This window comes from Balneolales bacterium ANBcel1 (assembly GCA_029688905.1).
In the GTDB taxonomy this organism is placed as follows: domain Bacteria; phylum Bacteroidota; class Rhodothermia; order Balneolales; family Natronogracilivirgulaceae; genus SLLW01.
Map to the genome: position 1 here is coordinate 353,627 of JARULB010000003.1, position 16,810 is coordinate 370,436.

Here is a 16,810-nt window from a genome sequence, read left to right on the forward strand (position 1 = left end):
CATGTCCGCTTTTTTGCCCGTAGAAGAACAGCTTGAAATCATTGAACGAGGGACTGTCGAAATCGTACCCCGTGAAGAATTGAAACAAAAACTGGAAAAGTCGCGGGAAAGCGGCAAGCCTCTTCGAATCAAACTCGGATGCGATCCAACACGTCCCGATCTTCATCTTGGACATTCGGTAATCTTGCGGAAAATGAGACAGTTTCAGGATCTGGGTCATCATACCATACTGATTATCGGGGATTTTACGGCAATGATCGGCGATCCGTCAGGTGCAAACAAAACGCGGCCGGCCCTGACCAAAGAAGAGGTACTTCATAACGGAAAATCCTATTTCGATCAAGCTTCGAAAATTCTGGATCCTGATAAAACCGAAATCGTCTACAACTCGGAGTGGTTGTCACCCATGAGCTTCGGGGATGTCATCCGCCTGGCTTCCCACTACACCGTTGCACGTATGATCGAACGGGATGATTTCACCAAAAGGTATCAGAACAATGACACCATCTCCCTCCATGAGTTTCTCTACCCCCTTGCCCAGGGCCAGGATTCGGTACATCTCCGATCCGATGTCGAACTGGGCGGTATCGACCAGAAATTTAATCTTCTTGTGGGCCGCCACCTGCAGAAGGAGTTTAGCCAGCCTCAGCAAGTTTGCCTGATGATGCCTCTGCTTGTGGGTACCGACGGCACCATGAAAATGTCGAAGTCGTACGAAAACTACATAGGTATCGATGAAAAACCAGAGGACATGTACGGCAAGACCCTTTCTATTCCCGATGACCTTATTTACCCCTACTTCGAGCTGCTGACCGACGTTTCTCTTCACGATTTACCTGAAATCCGTGAAAAGGCTGAAGAGGATCCAAGAAACGCGAAGCACGACCTGGCCTGGACCATCACTAAAATGTACCATGGATCAGATTTGGCCGATCAGGCCCGGGCGTTTTTTGAAAAAACGGTGGTCAAAAAGGACATTCCGGATGAGATCCCTGAGTTTGCTTTGGATGCCGGCCGGCAGTTGCGACTTCTGGATCTTATGAAGCACGTCGGCTTTGTAGCCAGTAACAGCGAAGGCCGTAGAATGGTGACTCAGGGAGGTGTTACACTTGACGGAGAAAAGATCACCGATCCGCAATATGAACTGGTTTTGGAAGAGGACAAAGAGCTCATTTTGAAAGTAGGAAAGCGTAAATACGGCAAACTTGTCACGAAATAACTCTGTGTTCCGCCCTCCGGCAACTAACTGCCCGAGCGCAAAACCCGTCCGGCCCCATCTCCTTTGCTATTTCCCGTTTATTTTGCTCGCGTTGTAGATACACATCGGAGGAATGTTGCGGTATTCCATCTCCGTTTTGACACTGGGAAAAAACTTTTTCAAATGGGATTCGAGATGTTTTGAGGTTTGATATCCCAAAAACATGCCGTCCTCCGACAACAGCTCCCATGATTTTTGGAGAATGTTGTTCTTCACCTCTTGATCCAGAAAAGAGAACGGTATCCCGGATATTATGACATCGATGTTCTGCCAATCCAGCGATTTCGCTATCCGGCCGGCCTCCTCTGCGCTGGCATGAAATACGGAAAGCCTTCTGTCGTCGATGCTGACAAGGGAAAGGACAAAATCGTCGTTTGTTTCAATCGCCGCGATACCGGAACCTGCGGTCATCTTCTGAAGCAAAACCCTGGTAAAGACACCGTCCGCCGGTCCATACTCCATAATCCGCAGATCTTTGGAAAAATCAATATTCCGGCAAACCTTCTCAATGGTAAACCGGGATGTTGGCGTAACAGAGGCAACGCCGGGGTCTTTCAAAAAGTTTTTCAGGTAGCTGATAGTACCCATGGAAAAAATGAATTTGTATTCTCATTGGGAAGAAACTGGACAGCATCAACCTGCCTGCCGGAACTTCTTCAGATAACAGACCGGGCAAAATCCGCAACAAAAGCCGATCATCGAAAGCCAAATGTATCACGACTCCTATCATACGAATCGTCACGTTAAATTGAAAGATGCGGCCATATAGCAGTTTTATATCTGCTTTTCGACCTGTTCGATCTGATCCCTGATTCTAGCCGCTTCTTCAAATTCCATATTCTTCGCAGCCGTGCGCATGGCTTCCTTGAGGTAATCCACAAAATCCTTCTTCTTCTCAAATACGATCTCTTTCATAGCGGGAGAAGCCTGGTAGCGGATACCATCCTCGGCAACTTTTATCCTTTCCAGCGCATCGGTGCCGGCCCCTGATTCCGTCTCAATTTCAAAAGAGCGGGCTCCGATCAGTTCCGGATCAACCAGTGGCTTAAGTTCTTTGGCAACCGTCGTCGGATTAATTTTGTGCTTTTTGTTGTACGCCATTTGAATCGCCCTGCGCCTGTCCGTTTCATCGATTACCTTTCGCATGCTGTCGGTGACCTTGTCGGCGTACATGATGACACGACCGGCCACATTTCTGGCGGCCCGGCCGGAAATCTGAAAGAGGGAGGTTTCCGATCTGAGGAACCCCTCCTTATCCGCGTCCAGGATGGCTACGAGCCCAAGTTCGGGTATATCGATACCCTCGCGAAGCAGGTTAATACCGACAAGCACATCATAATCTCCCCGACGATAACGATAAAGGACTTCCACGCGCTCAAGCGCATCCAGCTCGCTGTGCATGTAGGCCGCCTTGAGACCGAGGTCCTTCAGATACTGCGACAGTTCTTCGCTCATTCGTTTCGTAAGTGTCAGGCAAAGAACGCGCTGACCCGCTTTCACGGCTACCCGGACTTCCCCGACGATATCGTCAATCTGGTGCTTAAGTGGCCTGACTTCAATTTTCGGCTCCATGAGTCCCGTGGGCCGGATTATCTGCTCAACAAATGCTCCTTCGCTTTTTTCAAGCTCATAATCAGACGGTGTTGCGCTGACAAAAATGCATTTCTTTATTAGTGACTCCCACTCCTCAAATTTCAGCGGCCTATTGTCAAGAGCCGAGGGAAGGCGAAATCCGTGCTCAACCAGATTGATTTTTCGCGATCTGTCACCGCCATACATGGCGCCGATTTGCGGAACGGTTTGATGAGACTCATCCACCACAAGCAGGAAGTCTTCAGGAAAGTAATCGAACAGACAATAGGGCCGTTCTTCCGGCTTTCGTCCCGCCAGATACCTTGAATAGTTTTCGATACCCGGGCAAAACCCGATCTCCTGCATCATCTCAATATCAAACATGGTACGCTGCTCCAGACGCTGCGCTTCCAGGAACTTTTCCTCGGATCTAAGTACCTCCAGCCTGAGATCCAGTTCATCCTGAATCTGCACAATGGCCGTTTTGAGCCGGTCCTTCGTCGTGACATAATGCGATGCCGGATAGATAAAAAACTGATCGACCTCATCCAGCAATTCCCCGGTAACAGGATCGAAGAGCGTAAGCTTTTCGATTTCATCACCCCAGAACTCAATGCGAAGCGCATGTTCGGAATAGGCTGGATACAGATCCACCACATCGCCCCTTACACGGAACCGCGCCCGCTCAAACTCCTGGTCATTGCGGCTGTAGTGCAGATCCACCAGATCATACAACAGCTTGTTTCTGGCAATTTCTTCACCGACCTTCAACCGGATAATCAGTTTGGCATATTCGCTGGGGGAGCCGATCCCATAGATGCAGCTGACCGAGGAGACAATGATGACATCCCTCCTGCCGGACAGCAGTGAACTGGTGGCGCGCAGCCGCAGCCGCTGGATTTCATCGTTAATCGAGAGATCCTTTTCGATATACTTGTCCTGGGCAGCGATGTACGCTTCCGGCTGGTAGTAGTCATAATACGATATAAAAAACTCCACACAGTTTTCAGGGAAGAAATCGCTCAGCTCCCGGTACAGCTGGGCAGCAAGCGTTTTGTTGTGACTCATCACAAGGGTTGGCTTGCCGGTTTGCTCAATCACCGAGGCAATGGTGCGGGTTTTACCAGATCCGGTGATGCCAAGCAGCGTCTGAAATCGCTCGTCTCCCCTGATGCCGCCAACAAGTTCGGCGATGGCCGCAGGCTGATCGCCGGCGGGAAGATAGGGCGATACCAGTTTGAAATCAGACACAGGTTCCTTTTCCATTAAAGAAATTCTTACTTTTTACAGCTCCCGGGCAAACAATCGGCAACTCCGAAGCCACTATTTCCCATGTTACTATGATATGATCCGCTGTTCCCCTGTTCATTACCAGGAAATTGGAGCAGGGTCACAAAAACGAAACAATGAGCGACAAACAACAAAGCCTCAACATCCACCGAAAGCGTATCGACGATATTGATGATGAGATATTGCGCCTGCTGCAAGAGCGCAACGATACGGTAAAACAGGTGATCGACACAAAAATCAAGAACAAGCTGCCGATTTTTGTAGCCAATCGTGAAGAACAAAAAATAACGGAATTTCGTGACAAAGCGAATCGCCTTGGGCTCGATCCTGAGTGGGCCGGTGATTTTCTTCGAATGATAATGAGTTCTTCACGCGCGTATCAGTCCGGCAAGACCTTTCCCCAGACCAGTGCCGGGCCAAAAAAAATTCTCATGGTTGGTGGCGGAGGAGGAATGGGCTCCCTATATGCCCGAATTGCCAGGGCGTCTGGCCACAGTGTCGACATACTGGAGCGGGACGATTGGGATCGTGTCGGTGAGTTAACCAGCGGCAAAGACCTGGTGATCATAACCGTACCCATCAAAGTTACGGAAACCACCATCGAGCGTATTGGTCCTCATCTCCAGAAAAACACCATTCTCGCGGATTTCACCAGCAACAAAACGCATATTCTGGACGCGATGATGCACGCGCATCAGGGGCCTGTCGCCGCGCTCCACCCGATGCACGGCCCGGATGTCACCCATGTTTCCAAGCAGCTGATGATGGTGTGCCACGGCCGCGACCGTCAAGCCTACGAGTGGATGCTGGAGCAGTTTCAGTTATGGGGACTCCGCATCAAGTCGGTGGATCCCGAACAGCATGACCGCGCCATGCATTTGATACAGGGCTTGCGTCACTTTGTTGCTCTGCTGCACGGTTCCTTCATGCGGGAATTCGAGCTCAAGCCGGAGGAGATGGCCGATTTTTCCAGCCCCATTTACCGGGCGGAGCTGATGATGACCGGACGGATCTTCGCCCAGGACGCCGAACTCTACGCCGATATTGTGTTTTCGAACTTCGAAAGAAGGACCCTGCTAATTGAGTTTCTCGAACATCACCATAAACTGGCCGATCTGGTCAAAAGCAACGATCGCGACGGATTTATCCGCGAATTTAACAGTATAACCGAGTTTTTCGGCGATTTTGCAGAGCAGGCGCTCGAAGAGAGCAGCTACATGATCAATCGCCTTGCTGACCGATTCGGCTGATCTCCCCCCAATAACCCCCACTTTATGCTTATGATATCCAAAACGCATGTATTGTTGATCGCCGGTATTATTCTGACCGCCGGCATGGTTACCCTTTCGGCCGCCCTGCCAGGCTCAATGCCGGGCAGTGAGTATGATAACAAGGACATTCCGTACGCGCAGAACGCGCTGACTCCTGAAAAGCTGTGGCAACTGAACCGAATTGGTGCACCCGAACCGTCCCCGGATGGAAGTCGGGTGATTTTCCCGGTTACAGAATATGATATCGATTCGAACAGCTCGGAAACCAATCTCTATCTCCACAGCTTTGAACGCGACGAACCCCGCCGTTTCACCTCTCAGGGATCGGACAGACAGCCGGCATGGAGTCCCGACGGAACCCGGATCGCATTTGTCTCCGGCCGTGGCGGTTCGCCGGCCCAGATCTATGTTATTCCGGCCGATGGCGGCGAAGCCATACGGATAACCGAAATGCCGGTGTCGGTTTCCGCTCCGAAATGGTTTCCCGACGGGCGCCATATTGCCTTTTCGGCAAGCGTTCTCCCCGGCTATGGCGGTGATTTTGACAAGCTGGAGGAGATGATACGTGAGCAGAATAATCAAAAAGTGTCTGCCAAAGTCACCGAACACAGGATTTACCGCCACTGGGACCGCTGGCTGACCGACGGGCGCTATCCCAGATTGTTCAAACTCGATGTGGAGACCGGAGAGGTGACCGACCTGATGCCCGGATCGAGAAATTATTTTGCCATGATGGGCGCACCCGAATATGATATCTCACCGGACGGCAGCGAAATTGCCGTTTCCGCAAACAGCAATCCGCCTCCGTACGAATACCTCAATTACGATATCTTCCTGATACCGACCGATGGCAGCGGAGATCTCATCAATATAACGGAACACAATCCGGCAAACGACCTGAGTCCGGCGTACAGTCCGGATGGCAACACCCTGCTCTATGGCAAAAGACGCAGTACCGATTTTTACGCCGATCGTGTCCGCCTTGTGTTTTATGACCGAAATACCGGTGTCCGAAACGTTGTTGAAGAGGTCGTACATGCCGGCATAGATCTGTCGCCGTCCGGTTTTGTCTGGGCGGATGACAGCCGCGAACTCTATTTCTCGGCGCAGGATCGCGGAAATACCTCCCTGTTTTCGTATGATGTTCGCCGCGACCGCACCCGGGAAATCTACCGGGGCGGCACAAACACCGGAGCGGCCCTTGCCGGTAACCGCCTGGTTTTTGTTCATCGCTCACTGAAACAGGCTCCGGAACTCTTCCGGATACAGCCCAACGGACGCAATCTTTCCAGAGTTACAGAGATGAACCGTGAGATCATGGAGGATACGCGTTTGGGCCGTGTCGAAAATGTGACCTATGAGGGTGCCAAAGGCGTTGATGTCCAGATGTTTGTGGTTTACCCTCCCGATTTTGATGAAGAGAAAACATGGCCGCTGCTGGTGCAGATCCATGGCGGCCCTCACGGAATCTTCGGTGACGATTTCCACTTTCGGTGGAATGCGCAGCTCTTTGCGGCGCCGGGCTATGTTGTGGCCATGCCCAACTTCCACGGCTCCACCAGTTTCGGTCAGGATTTCGCCAAGTCAATACACGGAGCCCACTCGGAGCTGCCCTATCGCGACATCATGAAGGCCACCGATTACATGGAGCAGAAGGCGTATATCGATCCGGAGCGAACGGCTGCTGCGGGAGGAAGTTACGGTGGATACATGGTGAGCTGGATTGCTGGACACACCGACCGGTACCAGGCACTGATCAACCATGCAGGGGTTTATAATATTATGACCCAGTTTGCAGCCGATGTAACCTACCACCGCGAAGCGGCCTACAGTGGCGCGCCATGGGACGGGCTGGAGCAGTTGCAGCAATGGAATCCGGCCGTTCATGCCGAGAATTTCTCAACGCCCATGCTGATTCTGCATGGGGAGCTGGATTACCGTGTGCCCGTAACGCATGGCCTTGAAGTTTACGGCGTGTACAAAGGATTGGGACTTGATGCCCGCCTGGTTTACTATCCCGACGAAAACCACTGGATTCTTACCCCGCAAAACTCCATCCACTGGTTTGGGGAATTCCACAGATGGTTGTTGCGTTATATTGGTTCAGGTTACGATAATTGATACAATAAATTGTTTGTAAGTCTGTTATAAACCCATACCATACCCTCCCCTCAAAAGCCCGTCCTTGATCGGACGGGCTTTGCTTTTTTATAAAGGTAGTATCATCGGTTCAGATTGAGCCTCCAAGCGGCTTGCCGAAAAAGCCGGCGCCCGTTGACCAAAAGTCCCACACTGACTCGTTGCCTGAATTCCCAGCCGGCAAACCAGCCCACCTCCCCATTTATCACCTGTTTTTAAAAAAGCTCCCCAAATCAAAAACCGGCCTTTTGCAGGATCGTATTCCACGTTTTTCAATTGAATGTCCGGACTTGCGGCTCATTTGATCAGGGTGACCGGGAAGGATTTTCGGTGGTAGCCCGCTTCAGCCACAATAATGTACACCCCGCTTGCCCATCCTCCCGCATCAATTCGAAGGGAATGCACGCCCCGCTGCAATCTCCGGTTATGCAACTCTCCGATACGCCGGCCATCCACCGAGTAGGCAGAAATCCTTACCGTCTTTTCCTCCGGCAATTCAATCTGCAGCACGGTGGAGTGGTTGAATGGATTCGGGCGGGGGGCCGCCGCTTTGAAGATATGCGGTCCATCATCATACTCTCCCTCACTGCCCGTTGAAGCATTCTTTCGCCGAAATACCGCTTTGAGGGATTCGTTCTCCTCAAACGAAAGCAGATCCAGCTGCCGCCCTGGTTCACTGTGCCCTTCCCAACCGGAAAATTCGTAGCCATCAGCGGGGTGGGCGGTCACCGTAACCGGAATTCCCTGGAAGTAGGTGCCCGACCAGGGCCAGGGATCCTCAGAAACACCCACCTCGCCGCGCTTTAATCTGATGGTATTCACGGACAGGTATCCCCCTTTTGAGTCATTGACATCCAGCTCAAGCTCCAGCATGCCACGGAGATTAAAAAATCCCAGAATATGCTCTCTTTGAGCAGCAGGCCTGTTTTCAGCAAAGGAGCGCATCGCATCCACCTCATTTTCCCACTGAATGAGCGAGGCGGGGCCGCGCCAGCGGCGTATGTGCTCCTCAATATGCGGTTTAAGTGCTTCGTGCATTCTGTCGATTTCCCGGATCACTCGCTCGGGGGCAAAAGCGGTATTCAGCAGATCGGCAAACCGGTTGATGAACTCATTCTGAAAGTTGTCATTGCGTAATGCGCCTCGGAGCATTGCAACAGACCACTGCGGGTTTGGCCAGCCGCCGGTTCCCTGCACAGCAAAAGCAAGCGTGTTGTGGTTGGCTCGCTCATTCCTGCCAATCACATAGTCAAAATCCAGATTAAACCCGAAATCGGTGTCATAAAGCAGCCACCGCCAGCGTCCGTCGTGGCCCATGGGTGCATCATCACGAGGCCCGTTGGTCCGCTTCCTCCAGAAATCAATATTGTTGCCGGGCCAGTCGGTGTTCCGGTAGTAGATATTTGCGATGTGGTAATCGCGAAAATTCACGATATCCATACGGTTCTCTACCTCCTGCCATACATTCGCATCATTCACGGCCCCCTCTTCCAGCAGTGTACGAAGATCCAGATATGCCCGGCGATCTGCCGTCGTTCCCTCCTTGATTTCAGCATTGCCTTCAAAAAGTACAAGATCATCGCGATTTATCTGGTACATGGATTCAAAATAACGGTGATCGAAGCGTTTGCGGATATTCTGAATGCCCCAATACTCACCATTGATGAAAACCACTGCTGGGCGGTAATACTGGGTCTCCACGCCGGTATGCGCGATGAGTTCCTGCATCAGGGCGTCTCTGAAAAAGGTTCCATCCCAGTCGTTTCCCGAATTTCTCAACAGAAACCTTTTGTAGGTGTCTACAGGTGCATCGGGGATGAGGGGATGCTCGAACCAGGCTTTACCGTAAGATCTTCGCGCATAGATGCGCAGCGATTTCAGGGGTCTTCCCCGGGAAGTGCCGCCGTGAATACGGACTCCGGCATCCTGAGCCAGAACGGATTTGCCGCCCGGCTCATAGAATTCAACATGCACCGGCCTTTCCCACTCCTCTGTTCGATTCCAGAAATTGCCATGGGCATAAATTCCTCTGTCATGTGAAAAAAGATGCTCTCGGTCGGTTGCAAGAGAAATTACCGGGAAACGATAACGATCTTCCAGATTGCTGCCCACAAAAAACGATCGGCTGGCTACGCCAACAGGTTCCGAATCTGGGGCTATGGTTACTGCCCTTACCACGGTTCCTTTGAAGACCTGCCCCTCCGGCTCCTTCCAGTTTTCGTTATAGGGGTGGTTCGCGTCATAATTGTTCGTGGGTATCATGGAGATATCGTTGGGATACTCCGTCCGGTCCACAATAAGAATAGGTCCCGTGTAGAGCTTGCCGCTATTCGGACCAGGCTCGCTGCCATCGGTGGTATACCGGATTTCAGCACCTTCGGCATTGTCTGGAAGGGATAGCCGCAATTCGAACGCATCGGCATGGAAGCCACCCTCATGCGAAAAAACGGGGGGGTCCAGCATCCGCCCAACGCTTTCCGTTTCATTAGGAGCTCCAGGGGTCGGTTTCGAAAAGAACGCCCATTCATCCGTTTCACCAGGGACCCGTCCGTAGGAGTAGTCGGTCGGTATGGCAACCGGCGGAACGGTATCAAGCCTGTTTCCATCGATATCACTGAGCCGCAGCGGCTCACCCTGGCGGTCCAGGCTGAAGTTGGCATGAAGCGGGCTTCCCGGCGAACGTCGGTCTTTTCCCGATGCCCATATCAGCATAAACTCACCGGGATAAATGGTCGTGTCGGGAAAAACCCAGCGATGATGATCCCCGGCACGGTCGGTCAATCCATACCATTGAAGCGGAACCGGTTCATCGCCAGTATTCCATAGTTCAATCCAGTCTTCGTTATCTCCGTCTTCATCCCGTAAACCTTCGTTGTTAGAAGCGAGAATCTCGTTGATTATCACCTGGGGATGCATATTGTCTTGTGCACCAGTTCGTTCCGGAAGCAGCAGCAGGGGCAGAAGTAATAAAGTGAGAAAGCGATTCATCAGACCGTTTAATCATTCAATAATTTCAGAACAGCAGGACAGGTAAATGATAAAGGAATATCACTACATTCGTTCGGTCACACGCAATGGCAAGGAAAGTGCTGTCCCGCCGGACGCACCTCGGGCAGCCATTGTCCGGGTTCATCAGAAAAACAGATATCCAGGGAGACCTCCGTTGACCGTATCTCTGAAACGTGCCGGAGTTGCCTCTTATTTCCGTCACGTTACCTTGCCCGGGTTAAATTTCTGATGCGGCAAGCTTGTTTGACACAAACACCGCAAATCGCTGCGCCTCCTTCCAGCGCTCTCTTTGAGCAGGACGTAATTCCGCCCAAAATGCGCTATCGTCTTTTTTACTAACCGCGTTATTGAACGTTATGCCTCTGCCGATATCCAAAAAATAACTGTAATGAGGCAACTCATCGAAACCTCCAGGTTCTGATTCTGCCTCAGCCATGCGCAATGCATCGCACCTTGCCTCCTCTACGGTCCTCCTTCTCGGACAGGGCCGGTCAAAAATCGCGGGGGTTGCAAATACGAACCCGGCAAGTTTCCGCTCTTCTTCATTGATGTCTGTTTGCATGACCGCCTCCCGCCAGGCCACAACGGCACCGGGCAACAACTCAGAATACGCTGCTTCAAGTGAAGAAGTGCGATAGGCTTTCTTGAAAAGGTCAATATCATATTCTCTGAGCAGGAACGAGGTAAATGACCCCGAAACCGCATAGGCGACAGCGCCCGGCCGCCGGTAAAAGCCCGTAAGGGAAAACAGCTCCTTCAGATCTTCCTTCGGAATAAAAGCTTCGTTGGAAGCGACCAGCTGATCCGGCGTAAGGCGGCTTGATGAGCCCGGGGACAGCGCCACGGCAAGCCCCTCAACCATCCCTATACTCCAGGAGGCCTTGAGGAACCGGTTGCCAAACTCACGGGCGATTACATGGACCATTTCATGCCGGAGAGTCCGATCAATGGCGCCCTTCCGAATATGCATTTGTGGAGCCCGCTGCCAGACCGGCACAAAACTTACGCGCCTGGCACCTGTGTACCGGTGCATTTGCCATTCATGCGCGTAAAGATAACTTTTAATTCGCTCGCCTTCCGGCCAATCCACCCGCAAGGTATCCACCAGCTCACGAAAATGGAACTCATGTAAATGCCCCAGAAACCCGATCTCATCATCCGTATAATGCCGCTTTGAATAATAAAGTGTAAAATGTTCGGTCTGATGCGTTCCGCCCAGTGACGTTTTGAGATACGATGCCGTTGTAACCAGGCCGTTGCGCGGTGCCATGACATACTGGCTCCCCAGAGCGACAACAAGCAACAGGATAAGCAGCCTGAAGCGGACACCGGGTCGTCTCAAACGGGGAATCAACCAGAAAAAGCCGATCCATGTCAGGGTCAGCAATCTGTACAAAATCATGCGGTTGTCAAAGACCACCTGTTCATCATAAATCGAACCCGGCCAGTAACCCAAAACATGATTGAAGGCATAGATTTGAGGAAAAAAGAAAAGCGTGCCGGCAAGGCCCGCTGCCAATATCAAAAAAACAGAGGCTATCGAAACCATCCGCGCATATCCTGGTGTGAGATGCCATGCGCACCTGCCGATTACGAAACCGAATGCGGCGCTAAATGGAGGAATAAAAAGCCAGAAAGCTACTCCGTCAATGGAAAAACATCCCGTAACAAGATCACCAACTACCAGTGGAAGAGAGCTGACGAACAAAAAGAAAAGGATCAATAACAGTGTCCGTGCGCGCGAACTCTCTGCGGAAGCCATCCATGCCGAAGCAAATGATCCGGCAACACCCGCCAGCATTGCCGAGTCCAAATGCAATGATCCGGCCAGCGGAACAAACAGCAATAATGATCCAGCTGCAAGTGCGAGAGCAGAAAGAAACAGCAGACCGGAACCCGACGATTTAAAATAGTGCCTGGGAATTATCAAAAGAAATCGTGTGTAGTTGTTGATCTGTAACAGTAAATGATGGCTGCCACATGCGAACGACTGTAAGAATGTCCGCATGCCATATTATGGAATCCCGGGTAATTTTCTATAGATCTGACATTTTTAACATTTGTCCGCTTGCCGCTTGATGCCATTATGATTATATACTTATCAATAACTTGCGCCGTTAAACCGCCAAGTAGGCAACGCCAGTTAGTGCCCTTCTGATTCCGGAATTTGCAAATGGACCGGCCTGTCACCAATATAAATTTGAAAAGGAACGTCTGAATGCCTGTTAATCGCACACTTTCAGGACGAATAAATCTTCTCCGGATCCCATTACCGGCGAAGATTCTGACTGCTCTGGTGCTGTTTTTCGCAAGTTCACATACAGTCACACAAACAAACGTTGCGGCACAACAACTATCATTTGGCGCAGATCCGGATGAAAACCGTGTCGCGGTCCGTTTTATCACAAAAAAAGATCGTATTTCGGAAACGGATTCGCCGTTCTGGGTGGGACTCCACATGGATATTAAAGAGGGCTGGCATGTTTACTGGAGAAATCCGGGCGACTCCGGTCTGCCTACCCGTATCACCTGGAGTGATAGCGATGACGTTGAGCCCGGCGAAATCCACTGGCCCCTTCCTTCCAGATTTGATGAAGAGGGAATAACCACGTACGGATATTCCGACGAAGTTACCCTTCTGATTCCCGTTTCACTTTCACGGATGCCGATTACCGGAGAATCGATCGCGTTGGAAGCCAATGTCCAATGGCTGGTGTGCAAGGACATCTGCATCCCCGAATCCGCCCGGGTTCCGTTTGAAATCGGCGGACGGGGAGAACTGCAAGGGCTGGTCGATCACGGTGGAGACAGAATTTCCGGGGCTCTGTCGCTGCTGCCTCAACCCTCCGACGCCTGGTCAGCTGAGGCTTTCGTAGCAGAGCGGGAACTTACCCTGGACATCAGGCCAGAATCAGCGCCGGCAATCATGCCGAATCCCGAAAATGTCTACTTCTATCCATACCATCAGGGTGTTATTGAGCACACGGCACCTCAGAAAGTATCTGTATCAGACGAGAAACTGACCCTAACCCTGCAGGTGTCGCGATACTACAACAGCGGTATTTCGGAGATCCGGGGAGTACTGGTAACCGGAACAAGCTGGATTGAGGGCGAAAGCCACACCGGACTTGAAATATCCGCAGAAATTATCCCCACATATTAAAACGGAGAACCATCATGAAACATCCCATCATCAGTATCCTGATCGTCTCATTAACCGTATTTGCATTGCTGGGAGCGGGCAGCCTGAGCGATGGCGGTCCCACAGTTGGCGAACGCGCCCCTGACTTCACCCTCACCGATGCAGCCGGAGAAACACACTCTCTCTCCGATTACGAAGGTCAGTTTGTTGTTTTGGAGTGGCTTAACCATGAATGCCCGTTTGTTGTCAAGCACTATGGGAGCGGAAACATGCAGATGCTGCAGGAACATTACCGGGATCAGGGCGTCGTATGGTTTTCCATCATCTCCTCGGCACCCGGCAAACAGGGTTACATGGAACCAGACGAAGCGGTTCAGGTCACCAGCGAAAAAAATGCCCGACCCACCGCAGTACTGCTTGACCCCGAGGGCGTCACCGGCCGGGCCTATGACGCACGCGTGACGCCACACATGTACATCATTAATCCGGATGGTGTTCTGGAGTACATGGGTGCCATTGATGATAACCCCTCCGCCAACCCCGCCGACATTGAAGGGGCTCGCAATTTCGTGAGCGAAGCCCTGGATCTCCTGCTGGATGGCGGAAGTCCGGAGGTGACAAGCCATCCCCCATACGGTTGCACTGTCAAATATTGATAATGTAAGCCTAACCGTTGCGTAATTTTCCGGTAATCGGGTTTTTGTTTCTTTGAAATAAAAAAACCCGTTGCATGGAAAACCGTAGAAACGTTGATATTGTAGTACTGTCGGATGTGCATCTTGGCTCATTCGGATGCCATTCGGCAGAGCTTGTCGCCTATCTTAAAAGTATTAAACCCCGCATAATTGTATTGAACGGGGATCTGCTGGATGTTTGGCAGTTCAAAAAGTATTACTGGCCAGACACCCATATGGAGGTGCTGAAATGTATCATGGGAATGCTCGGAGATGGCACCAGAGTGTATTATCTGACCGGCAACCACGATGAGCTTCTGCGAAAATATTCCCCTTTCCGACTCGGCGGGTTTCACCTTGCCGACAAGGTAGTGCTCAATATAGACGGTAAAAAAGCATGGATCTTTCACGGGGATGTGTTTGATGTTACCATGCAATACTCCAAATTCATAGCAAAGCTCGGAGGACGAGGGTACAATCTTCTGATTTTGCTAAATAAAATGATCAACTATGTGACCATGCGCACCGGAAAAGGGCGGATGTCATTTTCAAAAAGAATTAAGGACAGTGTAAAAACCGCCGTTAAATTCATCAGCCGCTTTGAAATAACGGCAACCGACCTCGCGATTGAAAAAGGGTACGACTATGTCATCTGTGGACACATTCACCGTCCCAACATCGAAACGTTTACGAATAAAAAAGGAACGGTTACCTATTTGAACTCCGGTGACTGGGTGGAAAACCTGACCGCATTGGAGTATCATGAAAAAAAATGGTCCATATACCGATATCCATTGGACGGCAACCTGCTGCAGCAAGCCGAATACAAGAACCGTAATACATCCGAACAACTGCCAATTTCCGAGTTTGCGCTGTTTGAGGAGTCGATGGAATTCGACTCCATTGACGATCTGGGTAGTTTGATTAATCACAATATTCTGCTGAACGAGAACGAGTACGTTGTAACCAACGGCCATCAGGTGCCTGCGGACAATACCCGCTGATGAAGATTCTTTATGCCATTCAGGGAACCGGAAACGGACACATCAGCCGTGCAAGGACATTCATCCCGAGGCTCAAACAGATTGCCGATGTTGATGTTCTTGTCAGTGGTTCCTCGTCGGAAGTATCTCCGGGGGTGCCGGTAACTTACCGGGTTTCCGGCCTTGGATACCGTTTCGGAACAGACGGCGGGATTGATTATGCCGGTTCAATTCGTGACTTTCATCCCGTTACATTGGTGCAGGACGTACATCACCTCCCTGTAAATGATTATCACTTTGTTATATCCGATTTCGAACCGGTCTCGGCATATGCGTGCCGAATTGCCGGCAAAATGTGCTTCGGATTGAGTCACCAGGCCTCTTTTCTTTCACAAAATAGCCCCCGTCCACCCCGCAAAAGCTTGTTGGGGGAAGCCATCTTTCGGCACTATGCGCCATGTACCCATCCCGTTGGTTTTCATTTTCGCGAATATGACCAGTTCATCTATCCGCCGGTAATTCGGGATGAAGTCAGAAAACTGGAAACCCCGCCCTGCTTCGAGAAGCAACCGGTGTTAATCGCTGGAAATGGCTCGGCAAGTCGTCCAAACCCGATCGGCCGCCGCTCCCATATCACCGTATACCTTCCCGCATACGACGATTTACTGCTTCTTAAGCAGTTCGAGCAGATCACCGATGTGGATTGGCATATTTTTTCGAAAGCATCAACCCGCAGCTATGAAAAAGGACATATGCATGTTCGGCCGGTTAGCCAGAAGGAGTACCTGGAGAGCCTGAAACATTGTGCAGGAGTAATTTGCGGAACCGGTTTTGAAGCCCCATCAGAAGCGCTGTTTCTTGGCAAACCACTATTAACCATCCCGATGCGGGGGCAGTATGAACAATGGTGCAATGCCGCCGCTCTGGAGTTGGAAGGCATATCCGTCTGCCGGAGCATCGACCGATCCTTTCCCGACAAACTGCGCAATTGGCTGAGTCACCCCAACCCAAAAAAAATTCCGTTTCCCGACCGTACCGACGATGTAATAGCACACATCCTGGCTGAATACGAAAAAAGCCGAACCCGCGTCGCCACACCCTCATCGAGCAGTCATTGGCAGAAGCACGCTGAGCTTCAAAGCAACCCTCATTAGAGTTCTTAATGAAGTTTACGTGCCGCCCTGCGCCCACCGAACGACCGGTAACAAGACTGAAATCCCTGGCCTGCAAATTGCACATCCCTGCCAAAAAGATGTCCTTTTCATACGAAACTATTTGCCGGTTCTGAAATAAATCCGTAATAATAAGATTACCATAGCGTTACCAAACGCACCCGGTACAAAATTCGCTGTTGGCTCATTTTTGATGATTACTCTATGCAGGCATAAGCTGTTAATGCGTTTAAACAATATTTGTTGCAACATGCATTTATCTTTCTTATCATGCTACCTTCCGATCATAGACCAGCTGAA

12 protein-coding genes are annotated in these 16,810 nt (G+C 51.0%); 8 read left to right on the top strand and 4 right to left on the bottom strand.

Annotation, left to right across the window (positions count from 1 at the left end):
* The first annotated feature begins 1 nt into the window (after position 1).
* Positions 2-1,219, top strand: a complete 1,218-nt coding sequence (gene tyrS, locus QA596_05900; protein ID MDG5766991.1) for a tyrosine--tRNA ligase — start codon at positions 2-4, stop codon at positions 1,217-1,219.
* A 66-nt stretch (positions 1,220-1,285) separates the two neighbouring features.
* Here tyrS and QA596_05905 read toward each other — a convergent pair whose 3' ends face one another.
* Both QA596_05905 and uvrB read right to left on the bottom strand, forming a co-directional pair.
* Positions 1,286-1,846 carry a hypothetical protein gene (locus QA596_05905; GenBank protein ID MDG5766992.1) on the bottom strand — a complete coding sequence of 187 codons (561 nt, stop codon included), beginning with the start codon at positions 1,844-1,846 and terminating at the stop codon, positions 1,286-1,288.
* A gap of 186 nt (positions 1,847-2,032) precedes the next feature.
* On the bottom strand, positions 2,033-4,096 hold the full coding sequence (gene uvrB / locus QA596_05910; GenBank protein MDG5766993.1) for an excinuclease ABC subunit UvrB: 2,064 nt from the start codon (positions 4,094-4,096) through the stop codon (positions 2,033-2,035).
* A 140-nt stretch (positions 4,097-4,236) separates the two neighbouring features.
* Between uvrB and tyrA the strand changes: the two genes are divergently transcribed.
* Together tyrA and QA596_05920 are read left to right on the top strand one after the other, a co-directional pair.
* Positions 4,237-5,370 carry a bifunctional chorismate mutase/prephenate dehydrogenase gene (gene tyrA / locus QA596_05915; protein MDG5766994.1) on the top strand — a complete coding sequence of 378 codons (1,134 nt, stop codon included), beginning with the start codon at positions 4,237-4,239 and terminating at the stop codon, positions 5,368-5,370.
* Positions 5,371-5,400: 30 nt separating this feature from the next.
* The gene (locus QA596_05920) at positions 5,401-7,512 is read left to right on the top strand and encodes a S9 family peptidase (protein ID MDG5766995.1); all 2,112 of its coding nucleotides are present in this window, start codon (positions 5,401-5,403) and stop codon (positions 7,510-7,512) included.
* Between the two features lie 315 nt (positions 7,513-7,827).
* Here QA596_05920 and QA596_05925 read toward each other — a convergent pair whose 3' ends face one another.
* Positions 7,828-10,518, bottom strand: coding sequence for a CotH kinase family protein (locus QA596_05925; protein MDG5766996.1), 2,691 nt, complete (start codon positions 10,516-10,518; stop codon positions 7,828-7,830).
* Between the two features lie 238 nt (positions 10,519-10,756).
* Positions 10,757-12,064, bottom strand: a complete 1,308-nt coding sequence (locus tag QA596_05930) for a hypothetical protein (GenBank protein MDG5766997.1) — start codon at positions 12,062-12,064, stop codon at positions 10,757-10,759.
* A 124-nt stretch (positions 12,065-12,188) separates the two neighbouring features.
* Here QA596_05930 and QA596_05935 point away from each other — a divergent pair, with 124 nt between their 5' ends.
* The 5 genes from QA596_05935 (at position 12,189) to QA596_05955 (ending at position 16,492) form a co-directional block, all read left to right on the top strand.
* Positions 12,189-12,452 carry a hypothetical protein gene (locus QA596_05935; protein ID MDG5766998.1) on the top strand — a complete coding sequence of 88 codons (264 nt, stop codon included), beginning with the start codon at positions 12,189-12,191 and terminating at the stop codon, positions 12,450-12,452.
* Between the two features lie 305 nt (positions 12,453-12,757).
* The gene (locus QA596_05940; protein MDG5766999.1) at positions 12,758-13,702 is read left to right on the top strand and encodes a protein-disulfide reductase DsbD family protein; all 945 of its coding nucleotides are present in this window, start codon (positions 12,758-12,760) and stop codon (positions 13,700-13,702) included.
* A 14-nt stretch (positions 13,703-13,716) separates the two neighbouring features.
* Entirely contained in the window at positions 13,717-14,337 is a 621-nt protein-coding gene (locus QA596_05945; protein ID MDG5767000.1) for a thioredoxin family protein, read from the top strand.
* Positions 14,338-14,411: 74 nt separating this feature from the next.
* Positions 14,412-15,359: a UDP-2,3-diacylglucosamine diphosphatase gene (locus tag QA596_05950; GenBank protein MDG5767001.1), complete on the top strand. Its 948-nt coding sequence runs from the start codon at positions 14,412-14,414 to the stop codon at positions 15,357-15,359.
* Positions 15,359-16,492, top strand: coding sequence for a glycosyltransferase family protein (locus QA596_05955; GenBank protein MDG5767002.1), 1,134 nt, complete (start codon positions 15,359-15,361; stop codon positions 16,490-16,492). The genes QA596_05950 and QA596_05955 overlap by 1 nt, the downstream gene beginning before the upstream one ends.
* Positions 16,493-16,810: the final 318 nt, after the last annotated feature.